At 34.6% G+C, this 19,284-nt stretch carries 21 protein-coding genes, 1 tRNA gene and 4 pseudogenes; 16 read left to right on the top strand and 10 right to left on the bottom strand.

What is annotated here, in order from left to right:
- The first annotated feature begins 179 nt into the window (after nucleotides 1-179).
- The 4 genes from AB6N09_RS00130 (at nucleotide 180) to AB6N09_RS00115 (ending at nucleotide 2,506) form a co-directional block, all read left to right on the top strand.
- Nucleotides 180-252 (top strand) — tRNA-Val (locus tag AB6N09_RS00130).
- A gap of 24 nt (nucleotides 253-276) precedes the next feature.
- Entirely contained in the window at nucleotides 277-1,173 is an 897-nt protein-coding gene (locus AB6N09_RS00125; protein ID WP_411130952.1) for a cation diffusion facilitator family transporter, read from the top strand.
- 181 nt (nucleotides 1,174-1,354) lie between these two features.
- Nucleotides 1,355-2,203 (top strand): hypothetical protein, encoded by an 849-nt coding sequence (locus AB6N09_RS00120; protein ID WP_411130951.1) that lies wholly within the window; start codon nucleotides 1,355-1,357, stop codon nucleotides 2,201-2,203.
- 132 nt (nucleotides 2,204-2,335) lie between these two features.
- Nucleotides 2,336-2,506, top strand: a complete 171-nt coding sequence (locus tag AB6N09_RS00115; protein WP_411131040.1) for a hypothetical protein — start codon at nucleotides 2,336-2,338, stop codon at nucleotides 2,504-2,506.
- Here AB6N09_RS00115 and AB6N09_RS00110 read toward each other — a convergent pair.
- Nucleotides 2,466-2,724, bottom strand: a pseudogene (locus AB6N09_RS00110) (IS66 family transposase); the annotation flags it as partial. The gene AB6N09_RS00115 and the pseudogene AB6N09_RS00110 sit on opposite strands and share 41 nt — an antisense overlap.
- Before the next feature lie 636 nt (nucleotides 2,725-3,360).
- Here AB6N09_RS00110 and map point away from each other — a divergent pair.
- From map to AB6N09_RS00075, 7 genes and pseudogenes are all read left to right on the top strand, one after another.
- Nucleotides 3,361-4,143, top strand: coding sequence for a type I methionyl aminopeptidase (map, locus tag AB6N09_RS00105; protein ID WP_411130950.1), 783 nt, complete (start codon nucleotides 3,361-3,363; stop codon nucleotides 4,141-4,143).
- A gap of 445 nt (nucleotides 4,144-4,588) precedes the next feature.
- Complete coding sequence (locus AB6N09_RS00100; protein ID WP_411130949.1) at nucleotides 4,589-5,209, top strand: L-threonylcarbamoyladenylate synthase; 621 nt, start codon at nucleotides 4,589-4,591, stop codon at nucleotides 5,207-5,209.
- Nucleotides 5,187-6,017: a DNA polymerase III subunit delta' gene (locus AB6N09_RS00095; protein ID WP_411130948.1), complete on the top strand. Its 831-nt coding sequence runs from the start codon at nucleotides 5,187-5,189 to the stop codon at nucleotides 6,015-6,017. Before AB6N09_RS00100 ends, AB6N09_RS00095 begins: the two co-directional genes overlap by 23 nt.
- 64 nt (nucleotides 6,018-6,081) lie before the next feature.
- On the top strand, nucleotides 6,082-6,594 hold the full coding sequence (locus tag AB6N09_RS00090) for a hypothetical protein (RefSeq protein WP_411130947.1): 513 nt from the start codon (nucleotides 6,082-6,084) through the stop codon (nucleotides 6,592-6,594).
- Nucleotides 6,578-6,886 carry a hypothetical protein gene (locus tag AB6N09_RS00085; protein ID WP_411130946.1) on the top strand — a complete coding sequence of 103 codons (309 nt, stop codon included), beginning with the start codon at nucleotides 6,578-6,580 and terminating at the stop codon, nucleotides 6,884-6,886. Before AB6N09_RS00090 ends, AB6N09_RS00085 begins: the two co-directional genes overlap by 17 nt.
- A 40-nt stretch (nucleotides 6,887-6,926) precedes the next feature.
- Complete coding sequence (locus tag AB6N09_RS00080; RefSeq protein ID WP_411130945.1) at nucleotides 6,927-7,595, top strand: conjugal transfer protein TraJ; 669 nt, start codon at nucleotides 6,927-6,929, stop codon at nucleotides 7,593-7,595.
- A gap of 131 nt (nucleotides 7,596-7,726) precedes the next feature.
- Nucleotides 7,727-7,876, top strand: a pseudogene (locus tag AB6N09_RS00075) (IS5 family transposase); the annotation flags it as partial.
- Nucleotides 7,877-7,943: 67 nt separating this feature from the next.
- Here the strand turns inward: AB6N09_RS00075 and AB6N09_RS00070 are convergent.
- The 3 genes and pseudogenes from AB6N09_RS00070 to rsfS all read right to left on the bottom strand — a co-directional run.
- Nucleotides 7,944-8,662, bottom strand: a pseudogene (locus AB6N09_RS00070) (IS982 family transposase); the annotation flags it as partial.
- 275 nt (nucleotides 8,663-8,937) lie between these two features.
- Entirely contained in the window at nucleotides 8,938-10,188 is a 1,251-nt protein-coding gene (gene tyrS / locus AB6N09_RS00065; protein WP_411130943.1) for a tyrosine--tRNA ligase, read from the bottom strand.
- A 58-nt stretch (nucleotides 10,189-10,246) separates the two neighbouring features.
- On the bottom strand, nucleotides 10,247-10,573 hold the full coding sequence (gene rsfS, locus AB6N09_RS00060) for a ribosome silencing factor (RefSeq protein ID WP_411131030.1): 327 nt from the start codon (nucleotides 10,571-10,573) through the stop codon (nucleotides 10,247-10,249).
- A 168-nt stretch (nucleotides 10,574-10,741) separates the two neighbouring features.
- Here rsfS and AB6N09_RS00055 point away from each other — a divergent pair, with 168 nt between their 5' ends.
- Genes AB6N09_RS00055 through AB6N09_RS00045 form a run of 3 tightly spaced genes read left to right on the top strand, consistent with a single transcriptional unit; the run spans nucleotide 10,742 to nucleotide 12,638 of the window.
- Nucleotides 10,742-11,347, top strand: coding sequence for a hypothetical protein (locus AB6N09_RS00055; RefSeq protein WP_411130942.1), 606 nt, complete (start codon nucleotides 10,742-10,744; stop codon nucleotides 11,345-11,347).
- Nucleotides 11,340-11,825 (top strand): RNA pyrophosphohydrolase, encoded by a 486-nt coding sequence (locus AB6N09_RS00050; protein WP_411130941.1) that lies wholly within the window; start codon nucleotides 11,340-11,342, stop codon nucleotides 11,823-11,825. The genes AB6N09_RS00055 and AB6N09_RS00050 overlap by 8 nt, the downstream gene beginning before the upstream one ends.
- Before the next feature lie 15 nt (nucleotides 11,826-11,840).
- Nucleotides 11,841-12,638, top strand: coding sequence for a TatD family hydrolase (locus AB6N09_RS00045; protein WP_411130940.1), 798 nt, complete (start codon nucleotides 11,841-11,843; stop codon nucleotides 12,636-12,638).
- Between the two features lie 5 nt (nucleotides 12,639-12,643).
- Here AB6N09_RS00045 and mdh read toward each other — a convergent pair whose 3' ends face one another.
- From mdh to AB6N09_RS00015, 6 genes are read right to left on the bottom strand one after another with little or no spacing between them, the layout of a single operon-like run.
- Nucleotides 12,644-13,594 carry a malate dehydrogenase gene (mdh, locus tag AB6N09_RS00040; protein ID WP_411130939.1) on the bottom strand — a complete coding sequence of 317 codons (951 nt, stop codon included), beginning with the start codon at nucleotides 13,592-13,594 and terminating at the stop codon, nucleotides 12,644-12,646.
- Between the two features lie 3 nt (nucleotides 13,595-13,597).
- Nucleotides 13,598-14,170 (bottom strand): NADH-quinone oxidoreductase subunit C, encoded by a 573-nt coding sequence (locus AB6N09_RS00035; protein WP_411130938.1) that lies wholly within the window; start codon nucleotides 14,168-14,170, stop codon nucleotides 13,598-13,600.
- Nucleotides 14,163-14,678, bottom strand: coding sequence for a NuoB/complex I 20 kDa subunit family protein (locus AB6N09_RS00030; RefSeq protein WP_411130937.1), 516 nt, complete (start codon nucleotides 14,676-14,678; stop codon nucleotides 14,163-14,165). The genes AB6N09_RS00035 and AB6N09_RS00030 overlap by 8 nt, the downstream gene beginning before the upstream one ends.
- Nucleotides 14,679-14,682: 4 nt before the next feature.
- The gene (gene ndhC / locus AB6N09_RS00025) at nucleotides 14,683-15,036 is read right to left on the bottom strand and encodes an NADH-quinone oxidoreductase subunit A (RefSeq protein ID WP_411130936.1); all 354 of its coding nucleotides are present in this window, start codon (nucleotides 15,034-15,036) and stop codon (nucleotides 14,683-14,685) included.
- A gap of 25 nt (nucleotides 15,037-15,061) precedes the next feature.
- A complete protein-coding gene (locus tag AB6N09_RS00020) occupies nucleotides 15,062-15,430 on the bottom strand; it encodes an HIT domain-containing protein (RefSeq protein ID WP_411130935.1) in 369 nt (122 codons plus the stop codon).
- 3 nt (nucleotides 15,431-15,433) lie between these two features.
- The gene (locus AB6N09_RS00015) at nucleotides 15,434-16,297 is read right to left on the bottom strand and encodes a hypothetical protein (protein WP_411130934.1); all 864 of its coding nucleotides are present in this window, start codon (nucleotides 16,295-16,297) and stop codon (nucleotides 15,434-15,436) included.
- Nucleotides 16,298-16,481: 184 nt separating this feature from the next.
- Here AB6N09_RS00015 and AB6N09_RS00010 point away from each other — a divergent pair.
- Both AB6N09_RS00010 and AB6N09_RS00005 read left to right on the top strand, forming a co-directional pair.
- A pseudogene (locus tag AB6N09_RS00010) lies at nucleotides 16,482-17,857 on the top strand (UDP-N-acetylmuramoyl-tripeptide--D-alanyl-D-alanine ligase).
- A 48-nt stretch (nucleotides 17,858-17,905) separates the two neighbouring features.
- On the top strand, nucleotides 17,906-18,856 hold the full coding sequence (locus AB6N09_RS00005; protein ID WP_411130933.1) for a complex I NDUFA9 subunit family protein: 951 nt from the start codon (nucleotides 17,906-17,908) through the stop codon (nucleotides 18,854-18,856).
- Nucleotides 18,857-19,284: the final 428 nt, after the last annotated feature.

Below are 19,284 nucleotides of genomic sequence, written 5' to 3'. Positions count from 1 at the left end.
AACAAGTTTTGAGTCAGAAATACCCTTACTGTCCTGATAATGGGTTTGGAGGAACTTATCAAGTAGTTTTTTGCTCCTGGATGATACGCCTAGTGCGCTGCCAAAAGCTACGCGAAAAATCAATAGTTTAAAAGCAAATTGACTTTCATCCTGTTGAAGCACTATACTAAAGCCACAATGGGTAATTAGCTCAGTTGGTAGAGCACTTGCTTGACGTGCAAGCGGTCGCTGGTTCGAGTCCAGTGTTACCCATTTTTGTTCATGAAAAGATTTTATATGGCAGTGGTACACAATGGTAAACACTCAGCAACGGAGTCCAAACGCTTAATCTATTCCATAATAATAGTCGCGATAACAATGCTCATGCAGACAGTGGGTGGAACAATTTCACATTCGCTTGCTCTGCTATCAGATGCAGGACATATGCTCACTGACCTCTTTGCCTTAGTCTTAAGTTGGGTGGCGCACAGGTTTTCAGCTAAGAAATCTGACCTGCAAAGATCATACGGGTACCATCGATTGCAGATAATCGCAGCATTTGTCAATGGTTTAACTCCATTTCTCATTGCAGTAATCATCATAATTGAGTCAATAAAGAGATTTATTTTCCCAGTCAATGTTGAGTGGCAAATAATGTTAATGATTGCCACACTTGGTCTGATTGCTAATATTGTAGTCTTTTTTGTATTACACAGTAAATGCGAAAGCAACATAAACATAAAAAGCGCCGTACTGCACGTTATAGGAGACATTTTAGGTTCTGTAGCTGCTATACTTGCATCCATAATTATCATGTTTACTGGGTGGCAAATAGTAGATCCAATATTATCAGTATTTGTTAGCGTAATAATTCTAAATAGCGGCTATAAAATTCTCAAGAATTCCTGCCATATACTCCTTGAAGGTACACCTGAAGGTATCTCTGCTGAGGAAATAAAAAGTGAGATTGTATCTGAACTACCTGAAGTGATAGATGTGCACCATATACATGCATGGTCACTGTCTGATAATTATTTCATAATAACTATGCACGCTAAAATTAAGCGAAGCGTGCAACACACTGATATTTTGTATGGAATAAAAAAAATATTGCTGGATAAGTTTGAAATAGCACACTCTACAGTTGAAATTGAATATGATGAGTGTGCGGATGATAAGATACTTAAACATTGAAATTTAAAACCATTATATAATATTATTATGAAAATTTGGTAGTATGAAGGAGTAGGTTATTTTAGGTTTTTCTCAAGCACAATTTCCTCATATTGGTTCCAGTAAAGTTAGAACTGCTCTCTATTTATCTTTTTATTATGCATTAGCTATAGCAACCATTCCTACCTCGATAGCAGTCAGCTTGGTATCTGCTCTATATGACACAGAAATCAAAACATTTCTTGGATATAAAAAAATAAAAGGTGGGGAGAAGATAAGTAAAAAAGAATATTGGAAAATATTTGGTCAAGGTAACATAATCAAGTCAATCTTAGTCTCATGTATTGCGGGGCTAACAATTTATTATTTTTTTTGTAAGCCTTTAATATTATCTTGGCTATTAGCACCGATACCACTGACAATTGGAATAATCCTATTACAGCCTGAAACAAGACCAGCAAAGCTTAACCCCATAGCCTTACTTAAAGCTTCATTAAAGCTACTTTCCAATGGTTTATATGAGAATCTAATTGGCACAAAGAATATGATGAGTGCTATGAAAGAACATATGATGCCTCATATGGCAAACAATAGCATTGTTGACAGTATTAATACACTCAAAGGTGAATATGGCGAGAAGATACCAGAACCCAATGGTGTTATACGTAATGATGAATTTGTTGAGTTCGTTAAGTTCGTAGAAGGGGAAAAAGAGTTTGGAAACAATAATAAAAGAGATTTGATTAGTTTTCTTAGAGAATGGTGCAATGATGATAAACAAGTTCGTGTTTCTGGACTCACAGGGTGGCAAATTTTATATTTGGTTCTAAAGGCCTGTAATAGTGGAGATGATGAATCAATTACAGCAAAAAGGAAAGAGTTGGTAAGGTCTTTAATGTATGCCATGAACTATGCTAAAGGAACAGTTGTTCCTGAAACCTGCTTTACCGGCATTATTGGTGCAATGCTAAAGTCATTAGAAGGAATACATCCTGGTATTAGGGTGGAATACTTTATGGAAGATAGAATTGGAATGAATGCGGAAAATTAGGCATGTGAGTTTATTAAGAAAGAGCTAAAAAAAAAGAAGAATCATCAAGAAATCCTCGATGCTTGGGATAAGTCAAATGACAACAGTAACCAAATAATTTCTAATTTTATTCAGAAAATTACAATACCTTTAATGAGAAGACTGTATAGCTTGAATTGTAGTGAACAGAATGTAATAGATACAATAGAAAATCTTGAGTACATTAACTCTGATAAATTAACTGATGAGAATAAGGCAAGATCTAGTTTAAATGTTGATAGTGTTACAGGTATCCATAAAAGCGGTTTAAGAAACGATAGATAAGAAGCTGCGGAAAAGGATTCAAATCTTTTTGCTTCCATATTAAGTATAACGAAATTATTCGCTCGAGGAGTGTATTTCCTCGCTCCGATTGTGTAAAATATGAGTTTTTGCGATACACAACATAATGCCGTATCTGCCGCTCAGCATGGTAGCGGAGTGTTTTCTAGATCATCCAAAAATTTCCACATCATTCTTTCAGACTTTAAAATGTTTTTGCAACTCGAGAAGCTCTCAGGTAATACCAAATCCTGTGTCTGGAATCCAGTTTTCCATAAAATATGCTTACCTGCTTGATAAAATTCCAGAATTTTATCGTCACGCGCTGGAATGACACCACTTGTTGTAAAAACAAATGTTCGTTCATAAATTGCAACTAGCTATAAATATTTAAGAAATTTACCAAGCAAAAAAAAAGACAAAAGAAATCCCGTGGTAGAAGTTGCTCACTCCCTAATTCTGCAAATTGGCGTACTATACTGTCTTAAACGACTTATAAGCGCGTTTCAGCTTGTATAGGGAAAAACCTAGAAGTCTAGGTGAAATTAATAAAGACATGAGGCGCACATAGTGCAAAAAATTAAACATAAGACACCAACCGTGGTACTTTCGTCGTTTAATCTGCACAGATTGAAGCTAAATGAATAGCTCCAATACTGTGGTAAGGGTATCGGCAAAGGTTGTCAAGTAGTTTTTTGTTTCTATTGGATGAAGGCTGGTCAAATCATAATGCTTGTGCAGTTATACGCTTGACGCTAGAACCTATGGGGACTACTTTGATGACATGGCAGGCTATAAACAAAGTTATTAATTCTGCACAAAAATGTGTATGATAATTACAATAATATACGGAAAATATGGGCATAACTATACATTCACAGGAAGACTCTGAGTTTATGCGTAAAGCTGGCCGGTTAGCAGCTGAAACTCTCGATTTTATTGCACCACATGTAGAAGTAGGAGTAACAACTAATGAGTTAAATGATTTATGTCATGACTTTATAATCAAAGCAGGCGCAATTCCAGCACCATTGAACTATAGAGGGTACCCCAAATCGATTTGCACTTCAAAAAATGCTGTTGTGTGTCACGGCATTCCTGATGATAAGCCGCTTAAGGATGGAGATATTGTAAATATCGATGTCACGGTAATTTTAAATGGCTGGCATGGCGACACGAGTCGTATGTTTTGGACTGGTAAGCCATCAATAAAAGCAAAACGCTTATGTGATGCTACTTATGGCGCATTGATGAATGCGATAAAACAAGTTAAACCTGGTAATAAATTAAATGAAATTGGGCTTGCTATAGAGAAATATATTGAAGATTTTGGCTATTCTATCGTACGTAACTATTGTGGACATGGTATAGGAAAAGTCTTTCACGCTCCGCCAAATGTAGTGCATTTTTATGATAAAGATGAAACTCTTGTCTTAAAGAAAGGCATGTTTTTTACAATAGAACCAATGATTAACGCTGGAAAACATGAAACTCTGCTCAGCAAGCTAGATGGCTGGACAGTAACAACACGTGACCTTTCACTTTCTGCGCAGTTTGAGCATACGCTTGGGGTAACAAAAGACGGTGTTGAAGTATTTACATTATCACCTAAGAATTGGCATTTCCCGCCTTATAGCTAGATTCTTTACACTCTTTTTTTGGCATCTTATGTTTGATTTTTCGCATTATATGCACTGCATTGTCTTAAAACTTTGGGTTTTCAAGCTGAAACGCGCTTGTAAGTCGTTTAAGACATCAAAAAAAACGCCAATATTATAAGATAGATAATGAATAACTAGCTAACAGTTTTTTGCCTTTTTTTTGTTTAGTAAATTTCTTAAATATTTATAGCTAGTTGCAATTTATGAACAAACATTTGTTTTTACAACAAGTGGTGTCATTCCAGCATGTGAAGCTGGAATGACTTTGTTGCACAGCAATCGAAAAAACCTAGCGGTTGCTGACAAAATCCATTATAAGATAGCAGTTTAACAGCTGAAGAAAAACACGCCAGAAAAAAGCTGGTGCCGAAATAAAATTATTTACTGCTTATGCTGTATAATATGGATGTAAGTTTTTAGCTATATGATATCTGAAATAATAAATGCAATACAGAACAACTTGTTAGTGTGTTTTCCAACAGAGACAGTTTATGCTCTTGCTTGTAGTGCACTAGATAGTGGAGCTATAAAGAAAATATACCAGGTAAAGAAGCGTTCTCAAAATAAACCACTATCTATATCTGTTAGTGATATTTACAGTTTGACAAAAATAGCAGAGCTAGAGGAAAAATACTTTAGTTTAATAAACCACTTCTCTCCTGGACCAATTACCTATATCTTACCGCTTAAAAATAATAACATATTACCAAATGAATTCTTTAAAGGCAGCATAGGCGTAAGAATTCCTAATCATCCTATTGCAATTTCAATATTAAATGAGCTGAAAACTCCAATAGTTGCAACTAGTATCAATATTTCAGGAGAAAAAAGTGTATGCAAAGCAAGCGATATACCTCAATCTATTAAGCAATATCTGTCTGCGGTAATTGAAGATGATAAATTAGTTTCCGATATAGAATCTACTGTTATTGACTTAACTGGAGATAAGATTAAGGTTTTAAGAGAGGGTGCAGTTTCACTTCAAGTAATATGTTTTCAGGCTGAGGTCGATAGGAGGAGGAATGAAAAAAGTAATAGGTCATGATCAAGCCAAAAAAAAGTTGATGGACAACTCGTCTGCTCAATCTTGGCTTGTCTGTGGTAAAAAGGGAATAGGAAAGGCAACACTCGTAAAATCCTTTTCTAATTGGTTTCTTATAAAAAACTATGATGAAGTAGCGTTGGATTTGCACATTGTTGAAGGTGACACAATAGGAGTAGAAAAGGTGAGAGAAATGAAAAATTTTCTGCACTTAAGCCCTATTCAATCAGAATACAAGATAGCTGTTATAGACAACTTAGAAGCAATGACGAACAACGCTAAAAATGCGATATTAAAAATATTAGAAGAGCCACCAAAGAACTCTAAAATATTCATAATTAGCCACAAGCCATACAATATACAAACCACTATTAAATGTAGGTGCTTTCAACTAAATTTACTGCCACTGACTTATGATGAAACGAAGCAAGTTGTTTCATCTCAATGTAAATTTGATGATCAAGTATTCGATGAAATTGTTACCCTATTCTCTGGAACACCAGGAATGATAATAAATGCAATAAGTAGCGATGCCTGTGAATCATACAAATGCTTTTATACATTCCTTCGTAATTTAAATAACCCCGAAGCAATTAATAAAGTAATAAACAGCGAAACCGAGTTAGAACTAGCATCATATATAATTCAAGCCTTCGTTTTAGAAAAAATAAAAAGAGAGGTAAATGGTGTTGAAATTTTGCTAAGTAAGTGGAAGAAAATAGATGAACTTTTTGTTGCTGCTAAGCAACTCCACTTAGATAAAAAGCATGTTTTAGCTAATGCAATTAATATCATAGCATCAGTCCACTGAGCATAATACTTTTAGCATAAATTTGTGATAAAATACTGTTAATTTGATATTTGAAGTAAGTGGTTTGACTGATAATAAATTAACTGTATGGCAATCGATAGAAGTTTTGACGAAAGCTATACTGAACATGCAGGAAGAATTAAGCTTAATTAAGAATATCGCTCTAGACCAGGACGTAACCTTAGAAAAAGGAAAGGAGCTATCAAATGGTATTTATGAAGCAAATTTTAAGCTAAACAAAACAATTAATATAGCTACTTTACCAAAAATTGGCTATCACATGCTCAGTGGCGAGCTTGTTGTGCGTAAACATATTATAAAAGAAGAGGTAAAAATTCCTCGAGATTTTCATTACCTTAAAGTTGTCAAATTGAACGACGGTAATTATAAATTAACGTTTTGCAACGTTTTAGGCAATGAGTTTTTTGAATATAAAAAATATGATCCACAATATTCTGGTATTTCAGATGAATATAAATTTGTGGATTTTGGTAGTGTGAAAAAGACCCATAACCTAAAATTTAAGGAACATGTTGGTCACGCACCTGAGTTTTTTTGCTATGGATGGAGCTGTTGAGCCTGGATCTCGAAACCATGCAGCGGATTTATTCGGGCTAGTTAAAGGTGACAGAGGCAAAAAGATGGGAGCCCTCACTGATGAATTTGGTTATTTTGACGACCAAGATAAATTACGTTATTATAATTACCACAAAAGTGCAGATGGTAATACCTATGATCCTGGAAATTTCAATGTAAAGATGATAAATGTGGATATGAGCAAAATCGACAAATTCTGCCTTATTGCTGAACAAGGTGATATAATCATTCATCCTGTTTTAGAAAATTTAAATATATTTAAAAATTTTTAGGGTTTATTGTTGTTATGATAATTCAATAGGGCTTTATACTATGGAAGACAAGTTGCTTGAATCAGTAAAAAACAAGAGTTATTTTAGTAAAGCAATTGAATGGTACTGTTATAGATATCTGTCCTGTATAGCAGAAAGATCTTGGATGGTATTGATAGTATCATTTCTCCTAGTGTGCTTATGTCTATTACTACTAAATATATACCTGTTGTTCCCTATTAAAAGAGATTTAAATTTTATAAAATATGTGAATTACACAGAAGATGAGTTCTCTATAATACGTAAGCTTAGTTTTAATGAAGAAGATGATGAATACACTTCTATAGCCAAGTACTTAGTAAGTAAATACGTTGAAACATATGAATCTAGTAGAGTTATTGAGCCAGAATACCGAGAAAATTTCATACAAAACAACTCCATATATAAAGTATATCAAGGTTTTCAAGAAAAAATGAGCAATGAAATTAGTGATTTGTCTTTATCTAAGAAAAAAATTTCCAACATAAATATAGTAAAGTTATCCATTGACCGACCAATTAAGGACATAGTCACATTCGCTGGAAGTGCTGTTGTAGTTTTTACAACTGAACAAAATAAGAAGGTGGAGAATCGAACTGTTGATATCAGCTTTACTTTGTCCAATATTCAGGCATCTCTAAGTGGTATAATACCATTTAAATTTATTGTTGATTGTTATAAATACAGGTGATCACCATCTTATTAACGCTAACTATGGATGGCTTTGTTGCATAGCAAGGAGGTTGTGCAAGGTAAAAAAAAAGAGAGAAAAATCTAAGGTGAATACTTGCTCCGTTAAAAAATGAATACTTTGAGGAGTATATGCCACAAAAAATGAAAGTCAGTAACCATAACGAATATAATCAATTTTTAGAAAAAAGAGGAAATTTCTTTCACTTCATCAATGATACTATAGAAAATTGGTATGAAAACACCCCAAAAGTGGCAGGGGGAGTGTTAAATAAACTGTATTAAACCGTAAAAAAAAATAATAAATTGATATAAAAAATAGAGGTTTGATACAGTTTATTTAACACTCCCAACCAAAACCCGTTTCGATGATAGATCTTTTCCTCAGAAGAATCTTCTCATTTAGCGAGATTAATGCGTTTTTCATACCTTTTTTATCTTGGTAACAAGCTTTAAATTTCTATCAAGTAATTGCAGAAATAAATCTTTTTGGATATAACCTTTATCCCCAAGTAATAAACCTACTAGCTTTTTGGTTAGATCTGGAACTGGTTCCCTGTCATCAACATTACCTTTTGTCAACCTTGAATTTCACCCTTTTCATTAATTACCATATGTAGTTTGAACACATAAAACCAGCCATAAGAGCTCTTGCTTAATTTTGCAATTCCAGCAAAAACTTTGTTTTTTGATATTCTTTTCGCATGCGATAGGAGTTGAATCAACATAGTTGATACCTGTTTCTTTTGCTTGCTCACATAACCATTGCAGCAACATTGCTAAATACCATAGAACCCGAGGTTTTAGAGCAATAAACCTATCATATGAAGGTAGTGTTGGAAAGTCTGACTTGTGTAATGGCTTTAAGCAACGTATATAAAAGGATTTAAAGTTTTCATATCTAGATTGATGATATAATAGGATTATTGTTATAATTTCAGAATACGTTATTGCGGGTATTCTTGTAGATTTTTTACCATTGGCTAGTAGCCTACTTGCAAAGTTCTCATCTATTATTTTACAATAATCATCTACAAAACAGAATAACTCTGTTATATTCTTATGCATTGGGTAACCTCCTATTGTTGCTAAAATACTGGAGTTTACCCTATTTCTCTTCCTCTCTCTATTCTCTTTCTAATCCATAGTTAGCGTTTATATGGTCCTGCAGATGATTTTATAATGTTACGCACTTGATATTGGTTAATTGCATCTAGTGCCAAACATCAATGGTAGTAAGACAAATTGAAAAAACGCTCCTTGCCTATAACTGCGTGTTTAAGCGGATTTATGATGTGTTTATTTGCTTTTTCAATAACAAATAATTAGTATTACTTCAAAGTTTAACCCACCACAACTTTTATATGGCGTTTCTTCCCTGCGGATAGCTTTATAAATGACTGACCTTTAAAGCTCTCGAAATTTATTATATAGTTAACATCGTTTATAGTATTATCATTAACTTTACATCCTTTGCCCTGTATTAAACGCTTTGCAGCACCTTTTGAAGGTTCAAGACCGGTGTTGTCTAGCAGATCTACTAAGGGTATGCCATTTGCAACTTGTTCTTTTGTTATGACATAATCAGGAAGTAATGAACTATCTTCATTCTCAAAAGCAGAGACTGCTGCAGATTGTGCAAGTTCTGCTTCTTTTTCACCATGACATATTTTTGTTACTTCTGTTGCCAAAACTTTTTTCGCTTCATTTATTTCTTGATCCTTTAGAGACTCTAGTTTTTTAATCTCGTCAATTGGCAAATCAGTGAGTAACCTCAAAAAATGCCCAACATCTTGATCATCAACATTGCGAAAATATTGCCAGTAGTCGTAAGGCTTTAGCATATTGCCATCGAGCCATACCGCTCCACTTTCAGTCTTACCCATCTTTTTTCCTTGCGCGTTTAATAAAAGAGGCGTGGTAAGACCAAATAATTCAGGTAAATTCAACTTTTTGCCAAGCTCAATTCCATTTACTATATTTCCCCACTGATCTGATCCCCCTATCTGCAAACGGCAGCCATACTTTTTACTCAATTCAACAAAATCATAAGCCTGCAACAGCATGTAGTTAAACTCAAGAAAGCTTAAATTTTGCTCTCTATCGAGCCTAATTTTTATACTATCGAAACTTAGCATACGGTTCACAGAAAAATGCACTCCTACATCGCGTAAAAAATCTATATATTTTATACTATCTAGCCAATCTGCGTTATTTACTACGATAGCACCAGTCTTTCCATCATTGATGGATATCATTTTCTCGAGTGTTTTTTTTATGCCGGATATGTTTTGGTTGATATCTTCTATAGGTAAGACACTTCTTGTCTTATCCTTACCAGATGGATCACCAACTTTCGTTGTTCCGCCTCCGAGTAAAACTATCGGCTTATAACCAAATTTTTGTACGTGACGGAACATCATAATATGCATGAGATGACCAACATGAAGACTCGGAGCTGTGCAATCAAACCCGATGTATGCAACGATATAATTATTCTGTGATAATAACTGGTCTAATCCTTTGATGTTTGTACATTGGTATAGGCACCCCCTTTCTTGGATAAAATTCAAAAATTCGGACTTATGTTTCATGATTTGCCTTCGTCAATTAAAGTGATTTAAATCTATGAGTCCTACAAATGAAAGAAAGTTAATTCCACAGTTCTTCTATTTTATAATACTCCCTTACTTCCGGTCTGAATATGTGAAGCATTATACCTTGAAAATTCACAATTACCCAATTGCCTTCATTCATACCTTCTACGTCTGCTTTATCATGTGGCTTGAGACTCTTTATTACATACTCAGCTAACGCTTTCACGTGGCGACTAGAATCACCGGATGCAATAATCATATATTTTGCAATAACGGTTTTATTCTGCACGTCTAAAGTGACTATATCATGACCTTTATTTTGATCTATGATGCTTACAATCATGTTTTTTATTAATTCTGTATCACCAGATACACCAGCCATCATCTTAAATTATATAATTTGTTTATAATTATATACTCAAAATTTCTAAACATGAACTATTTTTGATATTACTAAGACAAAATTGTTTATGCTTTTGATGCAACAGTATATACAATACATATCCTTTTATATATAACTTAATGGTGGTTTTCTAATAGTGTACTTATTATGAGCAAAACTCTTGTTTACTTAATCGGCTTTCCAAGTAGTGGCAAGTTTACTATTGCACGAAAACTTAGTGAGATCATTGATGCAGTGATAATAAGTAATAATCTATTCAACAATGTCATACTTAACGTGGTTGAATTACCAAATGCTGAAGTTCCCGATGACCTGTGGAAAAAAATTTTTGCGGTTAGAGAAAATATGCTAGCGGTGCTGGGAGAACATCACATAAAATCAAAGCATTATATATTTACAAATGAGTTGATAGATGGTGATTCCTACGACCAAAGAGTATACAGCTCAATGGTAAATTTAGGTGAGAAAATGGGTGTAGAAATTCTTCCTGTAGTATTACATTGCAATAATGAAGAGCTAATAAAGCGTGTTGAATCAAAAGAGAGAGATCAGGAAGATAAAATTACTGATTCAGATTTTGCCATAAAAAGGACTAGAGAAAAAAGGCTATTTGTGCCTGAAGGTTCGCTTGAAATTGACAATTCGAACTTGAGTGCAAAGGAAGTTGCAGAAAGAATTGTTAAAAGGATGAACAATGGAGAAAAATTAGTTAAAACTTCTGTAAATAATTTAACAAAGCGTACTCGTGGCTGAACAGAAAGATAAGTATCGCCCTTGTGTTGGCATAATGCTATTTAACAAACAAGGACACGTTTTTGTTGGAAAACGCTTTGATAGTGACTTTTGCTGGCAAATGCCGCAAGGAGGGGTTGGTGATGGTGAAGAGCTGAAACATGCAGCGTTACGTGAATTGCTAGAAGAAGTTGGCACTGATAAAGCAAAGATTGTAGCTAAAAATAAGGATTGGACATACTACAACTTGCCTGAGGAATTTATACCAACTTGTTGGAATGGGAGATATTCTGGCCAAAAGCAGAGATGGTTCTTAATGAGGTTTTATGGGGAGAATCAGGACATTAATATTAACTATACTGATCATCCAGAGTTCAAAGAATGGCGTTGGCAAAGTATAGATGATTTGGTGGCAAATGCTATATCCTTTAAAAAAGAAGTTTATAAAACAGTGATAGAAGAGTTTTCTTCTCAAATAAAAGCCTCTATTATTGAATGAAATTATAATAAATTCATGATAGTAGATTCTCATTGCCATTTGATTTATTTTTCTGATGATGAAATACCGAAAGTAATTTCGAGGGCAGAGCAAAATGATGTAAAAGTTTTACATAATATATGCGTGAGCATTGATGATGTTCCTAAGTTATTAAAAATTTCTTCATCCTATGATTACGTTTACTCCTCTGTTGGTGTACATCCACTTGATACTACTGTAGAAAACGGTGAGTGTATACGTGTTGATGAACTAGTTGAATTTACCAAAAATCAAAAGGTAATTAGCATCGGCGAAACCGGATTAGATTTTTATAAATCTAATAACAAAAGCAATCAGAAAAAAAGTTTTGCATTGCACATAGAGACAGCAAAAATAACTGGGTTGCCTTTAGTCATTCACACTAGAAATGCTGATTGTGAGATGATTGATATATTAAAGTCAGAAATGAAGAATGGCACTTTTAGTGGGGTAATGCACTGCTTTGCTTCTTCGAGAGAGCTTGCTTATCAATCTATGGATTTAGGATTGTATATTTCATTTTCTGGAATTATTACTTTTAAGAATGCTAGCTTATTGAGAGGAATTGCGCAGGATATACCACGTGAGCGTGTTTTAGTTGAAACTGATGCACCGTATCTATCACCTGAACCTTACAGAGGAAAGAAAAACGAGCCGGCAATGGTAAAATATGTTGTGGATTGCCTGGCGAAATTATGGGATGAATCACCTGATAAAGTCGCAGAGGTAACCACAAGCAACTTTTTTAGGCTGTTTGCGAAATTCAAATTATCAAGAAATCCTATAAAATATTAATTTACTTATAAACCTAAAGACTTCACTAAATCTTTCACTGCTTTCACAGATTGGTCGAACATCTCTTGTTCACTACATTCCATTTTAACTTCTAATACCCTTCCAACTCCGTTTTTTCCAATAATTACAGGAACGCCAATGAATAGGTCTTTCACGCCATATTCACCACTGAGATAAGCAGCACATGGTAGTATACGCCTTTTATCTTTTAAATACGATTCTAGCATACATATGGCTGAAGAGGCAGAAGCATAGTATGCAGACCCAGACTTCAGTAAATCAACTATCTCTTTTCCACCATTACGAGTGCGTTTTACTATTTCATCAACTTTTTTCTGTGTGGTGAGGCCCATATCAATGATTTGGGTAAGTGGAATGCCAGCAATGGAAGCACAGTGAATGAGTGGTACCATAGTATCACCATGTCCTCCAAGCACGAAAGCAGATATATCTTCAATTGAGATATTTAACTCACTTGCAAGAAAATAGCAAAACCGAGAAGAATCAAGCACTCCTGCCATTCCAACAATCATGTTAGTTGGAATGCCTGAAAATTTGTGCACCACTGAAACCATGGCATCCAAAGGATTAGTAACCACTATTACAAACGCATTTGGAGAATATTTTTTAATATTTTCGCCAACCTCCTTCATTACTTTGGCATTAGTTTGGAGGAGATCGTCCCTGCTCATTCCTAGTTTTCTTGCAATACCAGCAGTTATTATAACTGCATCGGAGTTTTTTATATCTTCGTACCTATTTGTGCCGGTGATGCTAGTATTAAACCTGTCAATAGGGGATGATTCTGCAATGTCAAGTGCTTTACCTTGCGGTATTCCATCACTGACATCAAGTAAAACAACGTCACCAAGCTCCCTAAGTACAATCATATGGGCAAGAGTTCCACCGATATTTCCTGCACCAATCAAAGATATTTTTTTTCTTTGTATTGTCATTTTCTACTCCTTTATATTTACTTTTGTAGCTTTACCTTCCCAAGGGGATAAACTATCAAACATCCGAAAATCCTGCGGCAAATCCATAGGATTATACACAACCTTTTTCGCTTCTATATCATACCTAACTTCCTCATAGCCAGTAAGAGGAAAATCTTTCAACATTGGATAGCCTTTGAATCCATAATCCGTTAGGATCCTACGCAAATCGGAGTGATCAGAGAATTCTATTCCATACATATCGAACACCTCGCGCTCAAACCATGAAGCTGTGCTGAATATATTCTCTACACTTGTAGGCATATCACTTTCATATAACTGAAGCTTTATATGTACCCTGATGTTATGCACAATGCTGAGCAAGTTATATACGAGCTCAAAACGTTTTTCTCTATCCGGATAATCAACTCCAAAAATATCAACTAATAATTCAAACCTGCATTTCTCATCATCACGTAGAAAGAGTAAGTGATTTTCAATATCACCTAAAGCTGAATACATTACAATAGTACCATCACCTTGCTGAAGGCATTCACATTTAGTCTTTTTTTGTATATGTTTTGCAGTTTTATCCATGTTGTATATTCTGAGTTCGTTTTATTTTATTTTGTAAGCATAGCATTCCATATAACAACGCCTCAGCGGTTGGTGGGCATCCAGGAACATACACATCAACTGGTACAATTCTATCACAACCACGGACTACTGAGTAGGAGTAATGATAATAACCACCACCATTTGCGCAACTGCCCATGGATACAACATACTTCGGATCTGCCATTTGGTCGTAAACCTTACGCAACGCCGCTGCCATTTTGTTAGTTAGTGTGCCGGCAACAATCATAACGTCCGCTTGCCTTGGACTTGCACGAAACATTATACCATATCTATCAAGATCGTAACGACTGGACGCAGTGTGCATCATCTCTACCGCACAACACGCAAGACCAAATGTCATTGGCCACAATGAACCAGATCTTGCCCAATTCATTATATAATCTATTAAATCACCAAATTTAGTGACAAGAAACCCTTCTTTCTTATAATAACCCCAATCATCATTAGATAGAACTTGACCTGTCATAAACTTACTCCCATTCTAATGCACCTTTGCACCACTCATAGATAAATCCTATAGTGAGTATAGCAAGAAATATCATCATAGACCAAAATCCACAATAACTTATTTTAGATAAAGAAACAGCCCAAGGAAAAAGAAAAGCAATTTCTAAGTCAAATATTATAAATAATATTGAAACTAAGTAAAACTTAATGTTAAAATTTTTTCTTGCTCTTGATAAAGGGCTGAAGCCGCACTCATATGCTGAAAGTTTTTCGCTATCAGGATTGCTTACCGCAAGAAACACCGGCAATACGCCTAGGGTAAGAGACACTATGATTGATACGCAGATAAAAATTACTATGGTTAAATATTCACTCATTTAACAAAATATATAGAAAGCAACACTACAAACTTACATGCTTTCCTAATCTTTTGCCACCTAAAATATGCATGTGAAAGTGTGGTATAACTTGTTCTCCATTTTCACCATAGTTAGTAACTAATCTGTACCCTGTTTTTTCTAGATTATACTTATGTGTTATCTCTCTTACGGTTTTAAAGAAACTCACTATTTCCTCTGCAGAGGCTTTTAGAATAAAGTCGTCATATGAAATATATTGACTTTTTGGTACAACTAAAATATGAACTGGTGCTTCAGGGTACTTATCATAAAACGCCAACACACACTCATTCTCGTGTACCTTCTCACAAGGCAACTCACCTCTTAATATTTGAGCAAAGATATTACCGTCGTTGTAATTGTCATTGCTCATACTTTAAATAGAGCGACCACCTTTCCCTGTTTCTTTATTTTCCACAGTAGGCGTAGATAGTGGGTTGTCTGGTTTACCAGAAGAGATATCCTTAAAATTAAAAGCACCCTCTAATCCTTTTTTGATGTCTTGTGATAATTGTATTTTTGTAGGGAATATAGTTTCTTTACCAAAAGAAAAAGGAAACTGGCTAGGATTAGTCATGTTAAACTCTTCTGCTGATTTGTCCTGACCATCATACTCTCGATACAATTTTTCCGCAATGCTATATAGCAATTTTCGGTCTGTGTGAACTTTAAACCCTCGACCAGTAATTTTTGCCAGCTCCTTAAGGTCATCGTCAACTTTCTGTTTAATTTGTTCAATAATAAGCTCTTTTATCTTTTCTTGACTCTTTCCTTTGTGTTCAGAAGCATTTTTAATTTTTTCGGTAATTTTCTCAACATCAACTTCAATTACAACTTTGTTTTCTTCTTTAAAAATAGCTATGCTTGAATACTTGTTTTTCTTATTTAGTTCTTCTATTTTACCTAATTGTTCTGGCGTCAAATAAGGTATATCTCCAGTCAAAGTTTTTGACGCTAAAAATTTTATTTTCCCATCCTTATGGCATATTATTTTTATGCCGAGATTCTTGCTAGCTTCTGTTGTTTCTATAGGTGGGTAATATTCCTTTTCTTCTTCAGGTACATCCATACCAACAGCTTTCTTTAATGAAATTTTGGCATCATGTTTCATTTCACCCCATGAAGCAAACAGCTTCTTTATAGGGTAAATGAGCGCTTTAGGCACAAGAAGAAGTACGTCTTTTGTAGTTTCCGCGCCTTTTTTAACTGCCCCGCCCATTTTAGCCCAGATATCTCCCATACATACCTCCTAAGTATTTCCATACTAAATATTATAATATACCCTAAATTATAAATGAAAACATTTAAACTTCTGTATCTATTACAACATGAATTTATAGGGATTGCAACTATTATTTACAAATTTTCTTAAGCATGTAGTATTTTCGCTACTTTTACTGTTCAATTTGCTTTAAGGCAAAATTATGTTCAAGTGGGACGCAAATAATATCATCGGCGCTACTGGCGGAAGAAAAGTGGGTAGTTGTAATTTGGTACATAGCTCGAATATTTCAACAGATACAAAAAGTATAAAAGAAGGTGATGTATTTATTGCTCTCAAGGGAAAGAATTTTGATGGGCATGGTTTTTACATGAAGCATTTTTAAAAGTGGCAGCAGCTGCAGTAGTCAGCGAAGGCAAATATAGAAATCTTCCTCTAATTGTTGTGCAAGATACTCTCAAAGCTTTGCATGATATGGCATCGTATTACATTAGAAATGTTCTTGTTAATGCTAAAGTTATTGCAATCACAGGTAGTGTCGGGAAAACCACTACAAAGGACATGCTGCAGACTGTTTTATCGCAATATGGAGTGCCTCATGTAAACGAAGGGAACTTGAATAATAATATAGGATTGCCTTTGACAGTTCTGAAAGCTCCGGAAAGTTGCCAGCACTTAATTCTTGAAGTAGGAATGAATAAGGCTTGTGAAATCAAAGAATTATCTAAGATTAGCAATCCGAATATTGCAGTTATTACCAATGTAGAACCTGCACATGTTGAGAATTTTTCGTCGCTACTTGATATTGCTCAAGCAAAATCAGAAATTCTGTACGGTATGAAAAATAACGGTACTTTGGTTTTGAACAGAGATAATAAATACTATGACTATCTCTCATCACATGCCGATAGAGATGTAATAAGTTTTGGTAAAGATAGAAGCGCTACTGTTCATTTATTAGACCTAATAAAAAACGATGGCGGGCTGGATTTAAAAATTAGACTGAATAATAATCTGATCATAGACTGTAGTTTACCTGCGCAAAGCGAACATTTTGCATACTCTGTGTTGGCTGTTGCAGCAGTTGTGCAAAGTCTCGGTCTTGATTTGTCGAAATTACCACTTGCACTTAAGAATTTTAGTGTAACCAAAGGTAGAGGTAGTATTCACAAAGCTAAATACAATGGAAAGAACGTATATTTGATTGATGATTCCTATAACGCCAATCCTGCTTCAATGAAAGCTGCAATAAGGACTTTAGGTACATATTTAAATCGGAGAAAAGTAGCATTACTCGGCGATATGCTAGAACTTGGTAATGAAAACGTAGCATTTCATACGGAGCTGCTTGATTTTATCGCAGAATGTGGTGTAAGTAAAGTTTATACGGTCGGTAAATTTATGTTAGAATTGCACAGGCTTTTGCCAAGCAATATAAAAGGCACACATTTTAATGATTCCAATCAATTGAAAAGTGATTTAGCTAATATTGTTCAGAATAATGATGTAATTCTAGTTAAAGGCTCACGTGGAATGAAAATGGATCTTATAGTACAGAGATTCATAATAGAATATTAAATAAAACTACTGTATTAATTTAGGATTAAGTTATTAGAAGTTTTAATCGTGACAAAACGTATAGTTATTTTTGGTGGAACAGGGTTTATAGGAAAATACATCGTAAGGCGCCTGGCAGCAGCAGGGTATTTAATAAGAATATTTACTCGTGACCAGAAAAAAGCTGCTTGCCTGAAACTATGTGGAAATTTAGGGCAAATATCAGTACTTAAAGGCAATTTTTTTAATGAAAAATCAATTTTGGAAAGTATGGAGGGATGTGATGCAGTCATAAACTTAGTAGGAATATTATATGAGACAAAAAAGCATGATTTCTATGCCATTCATGTTGGCATAGCTGAGAGAATAGCAAGAGCTGCAAAGATAAAAAATGTACCCGTGATGATACATTTTTCTGCTATGGGAGTAGAAAATAACAAGCTGTCAAAGTATGCCCAAAGTAAATTGGAAGCTGAAAAAGCTGTAACTTCAGCATTTCCAGAAGTAATAATAATTAGGCCCAGTCTTGTATTTGGCAAAGAAGATAGTTTCTTTAATAAATTTGCGAAGCTAGCAACAATTCTTCCTTTTTTGCTGCTAATTGGCGGTGGAACAACTAAATTTCAGCCGATATGTGTAACAGACCTAGCTGAAGTGGTATATCGTATCATCAACCTTAACAAAAAAGATAAGAAAACCTACAATATAGGCGGACCAAAGATCTATTCTTTCAAAAGCCTATTAAAGTTTATTTTGAATGTTACTAACAGAAAGTGCTTGTTAGTCAACGTATCTTTTCCAATCGCAAAGTTAATAGCTTTTTTCTTAGAAAGTAGGATTATTTCTATGTTGCTAAAGCCTATAACCGGTAATACAAATCCCACACTTACTCGAGATCAGGTGAAAGTTATGATGAGTAGCTCAATCGAAAAATCAACTGACCTTGAAACAATAAAAATCCGTCCAGTGTCAATTGAAAATATAGTGCCAGAATATTTGAAGGTTTATAGAAAGTATTGAGGAGAAAGCGTAGCAGATGTTGCCAGAAGGTTTAAAATTGGCAAGACAGCTTTATATGAGTGGGAGAAAAAGGCGTAAGGAACAGGAGATTTTTGGTCAAAAAAACCTGGAAGCGTGGATTATAATTATAAAATTACTAACTGGGATGCACCACCAATTTCACTACACAGGAAGTGAATAGACAATAGTGAAAAAAGTTATAACGTTACCCAGTAGAAAAAAACTACTTGACAACCTCGGCCGTTATCTTTATCATAGCGCTGAAGCTATTATTTATCTTCAGTCTGTGCAGATTAAATAACAAAAAAACTTAGCATATTTGGCGTCTTATGTTTAATTTTTCGCACTATGTGCACTGCATGTCTTTTTAAAACTTCTGGTTTTTTACCTATACAAGCTGAAAGGCGCTTATAAGTCGTTTAAGACAT

This window comes from Wolbachia endosymbiont of Tettigetta isshikii, from assembly GCF_041154185.1.
Classification (GTDB): domain Bacteria; phylum Pseudomonadota; class Alphaproteobacteria; order Rickettsiales; family Anaplasmataceae; genus Wolbachia.
The sequence above is the reverse complement of the archived record's forward strand: the minus strand, read 5'-3'. Positions and strand labels throughout refer to the sequence as shown.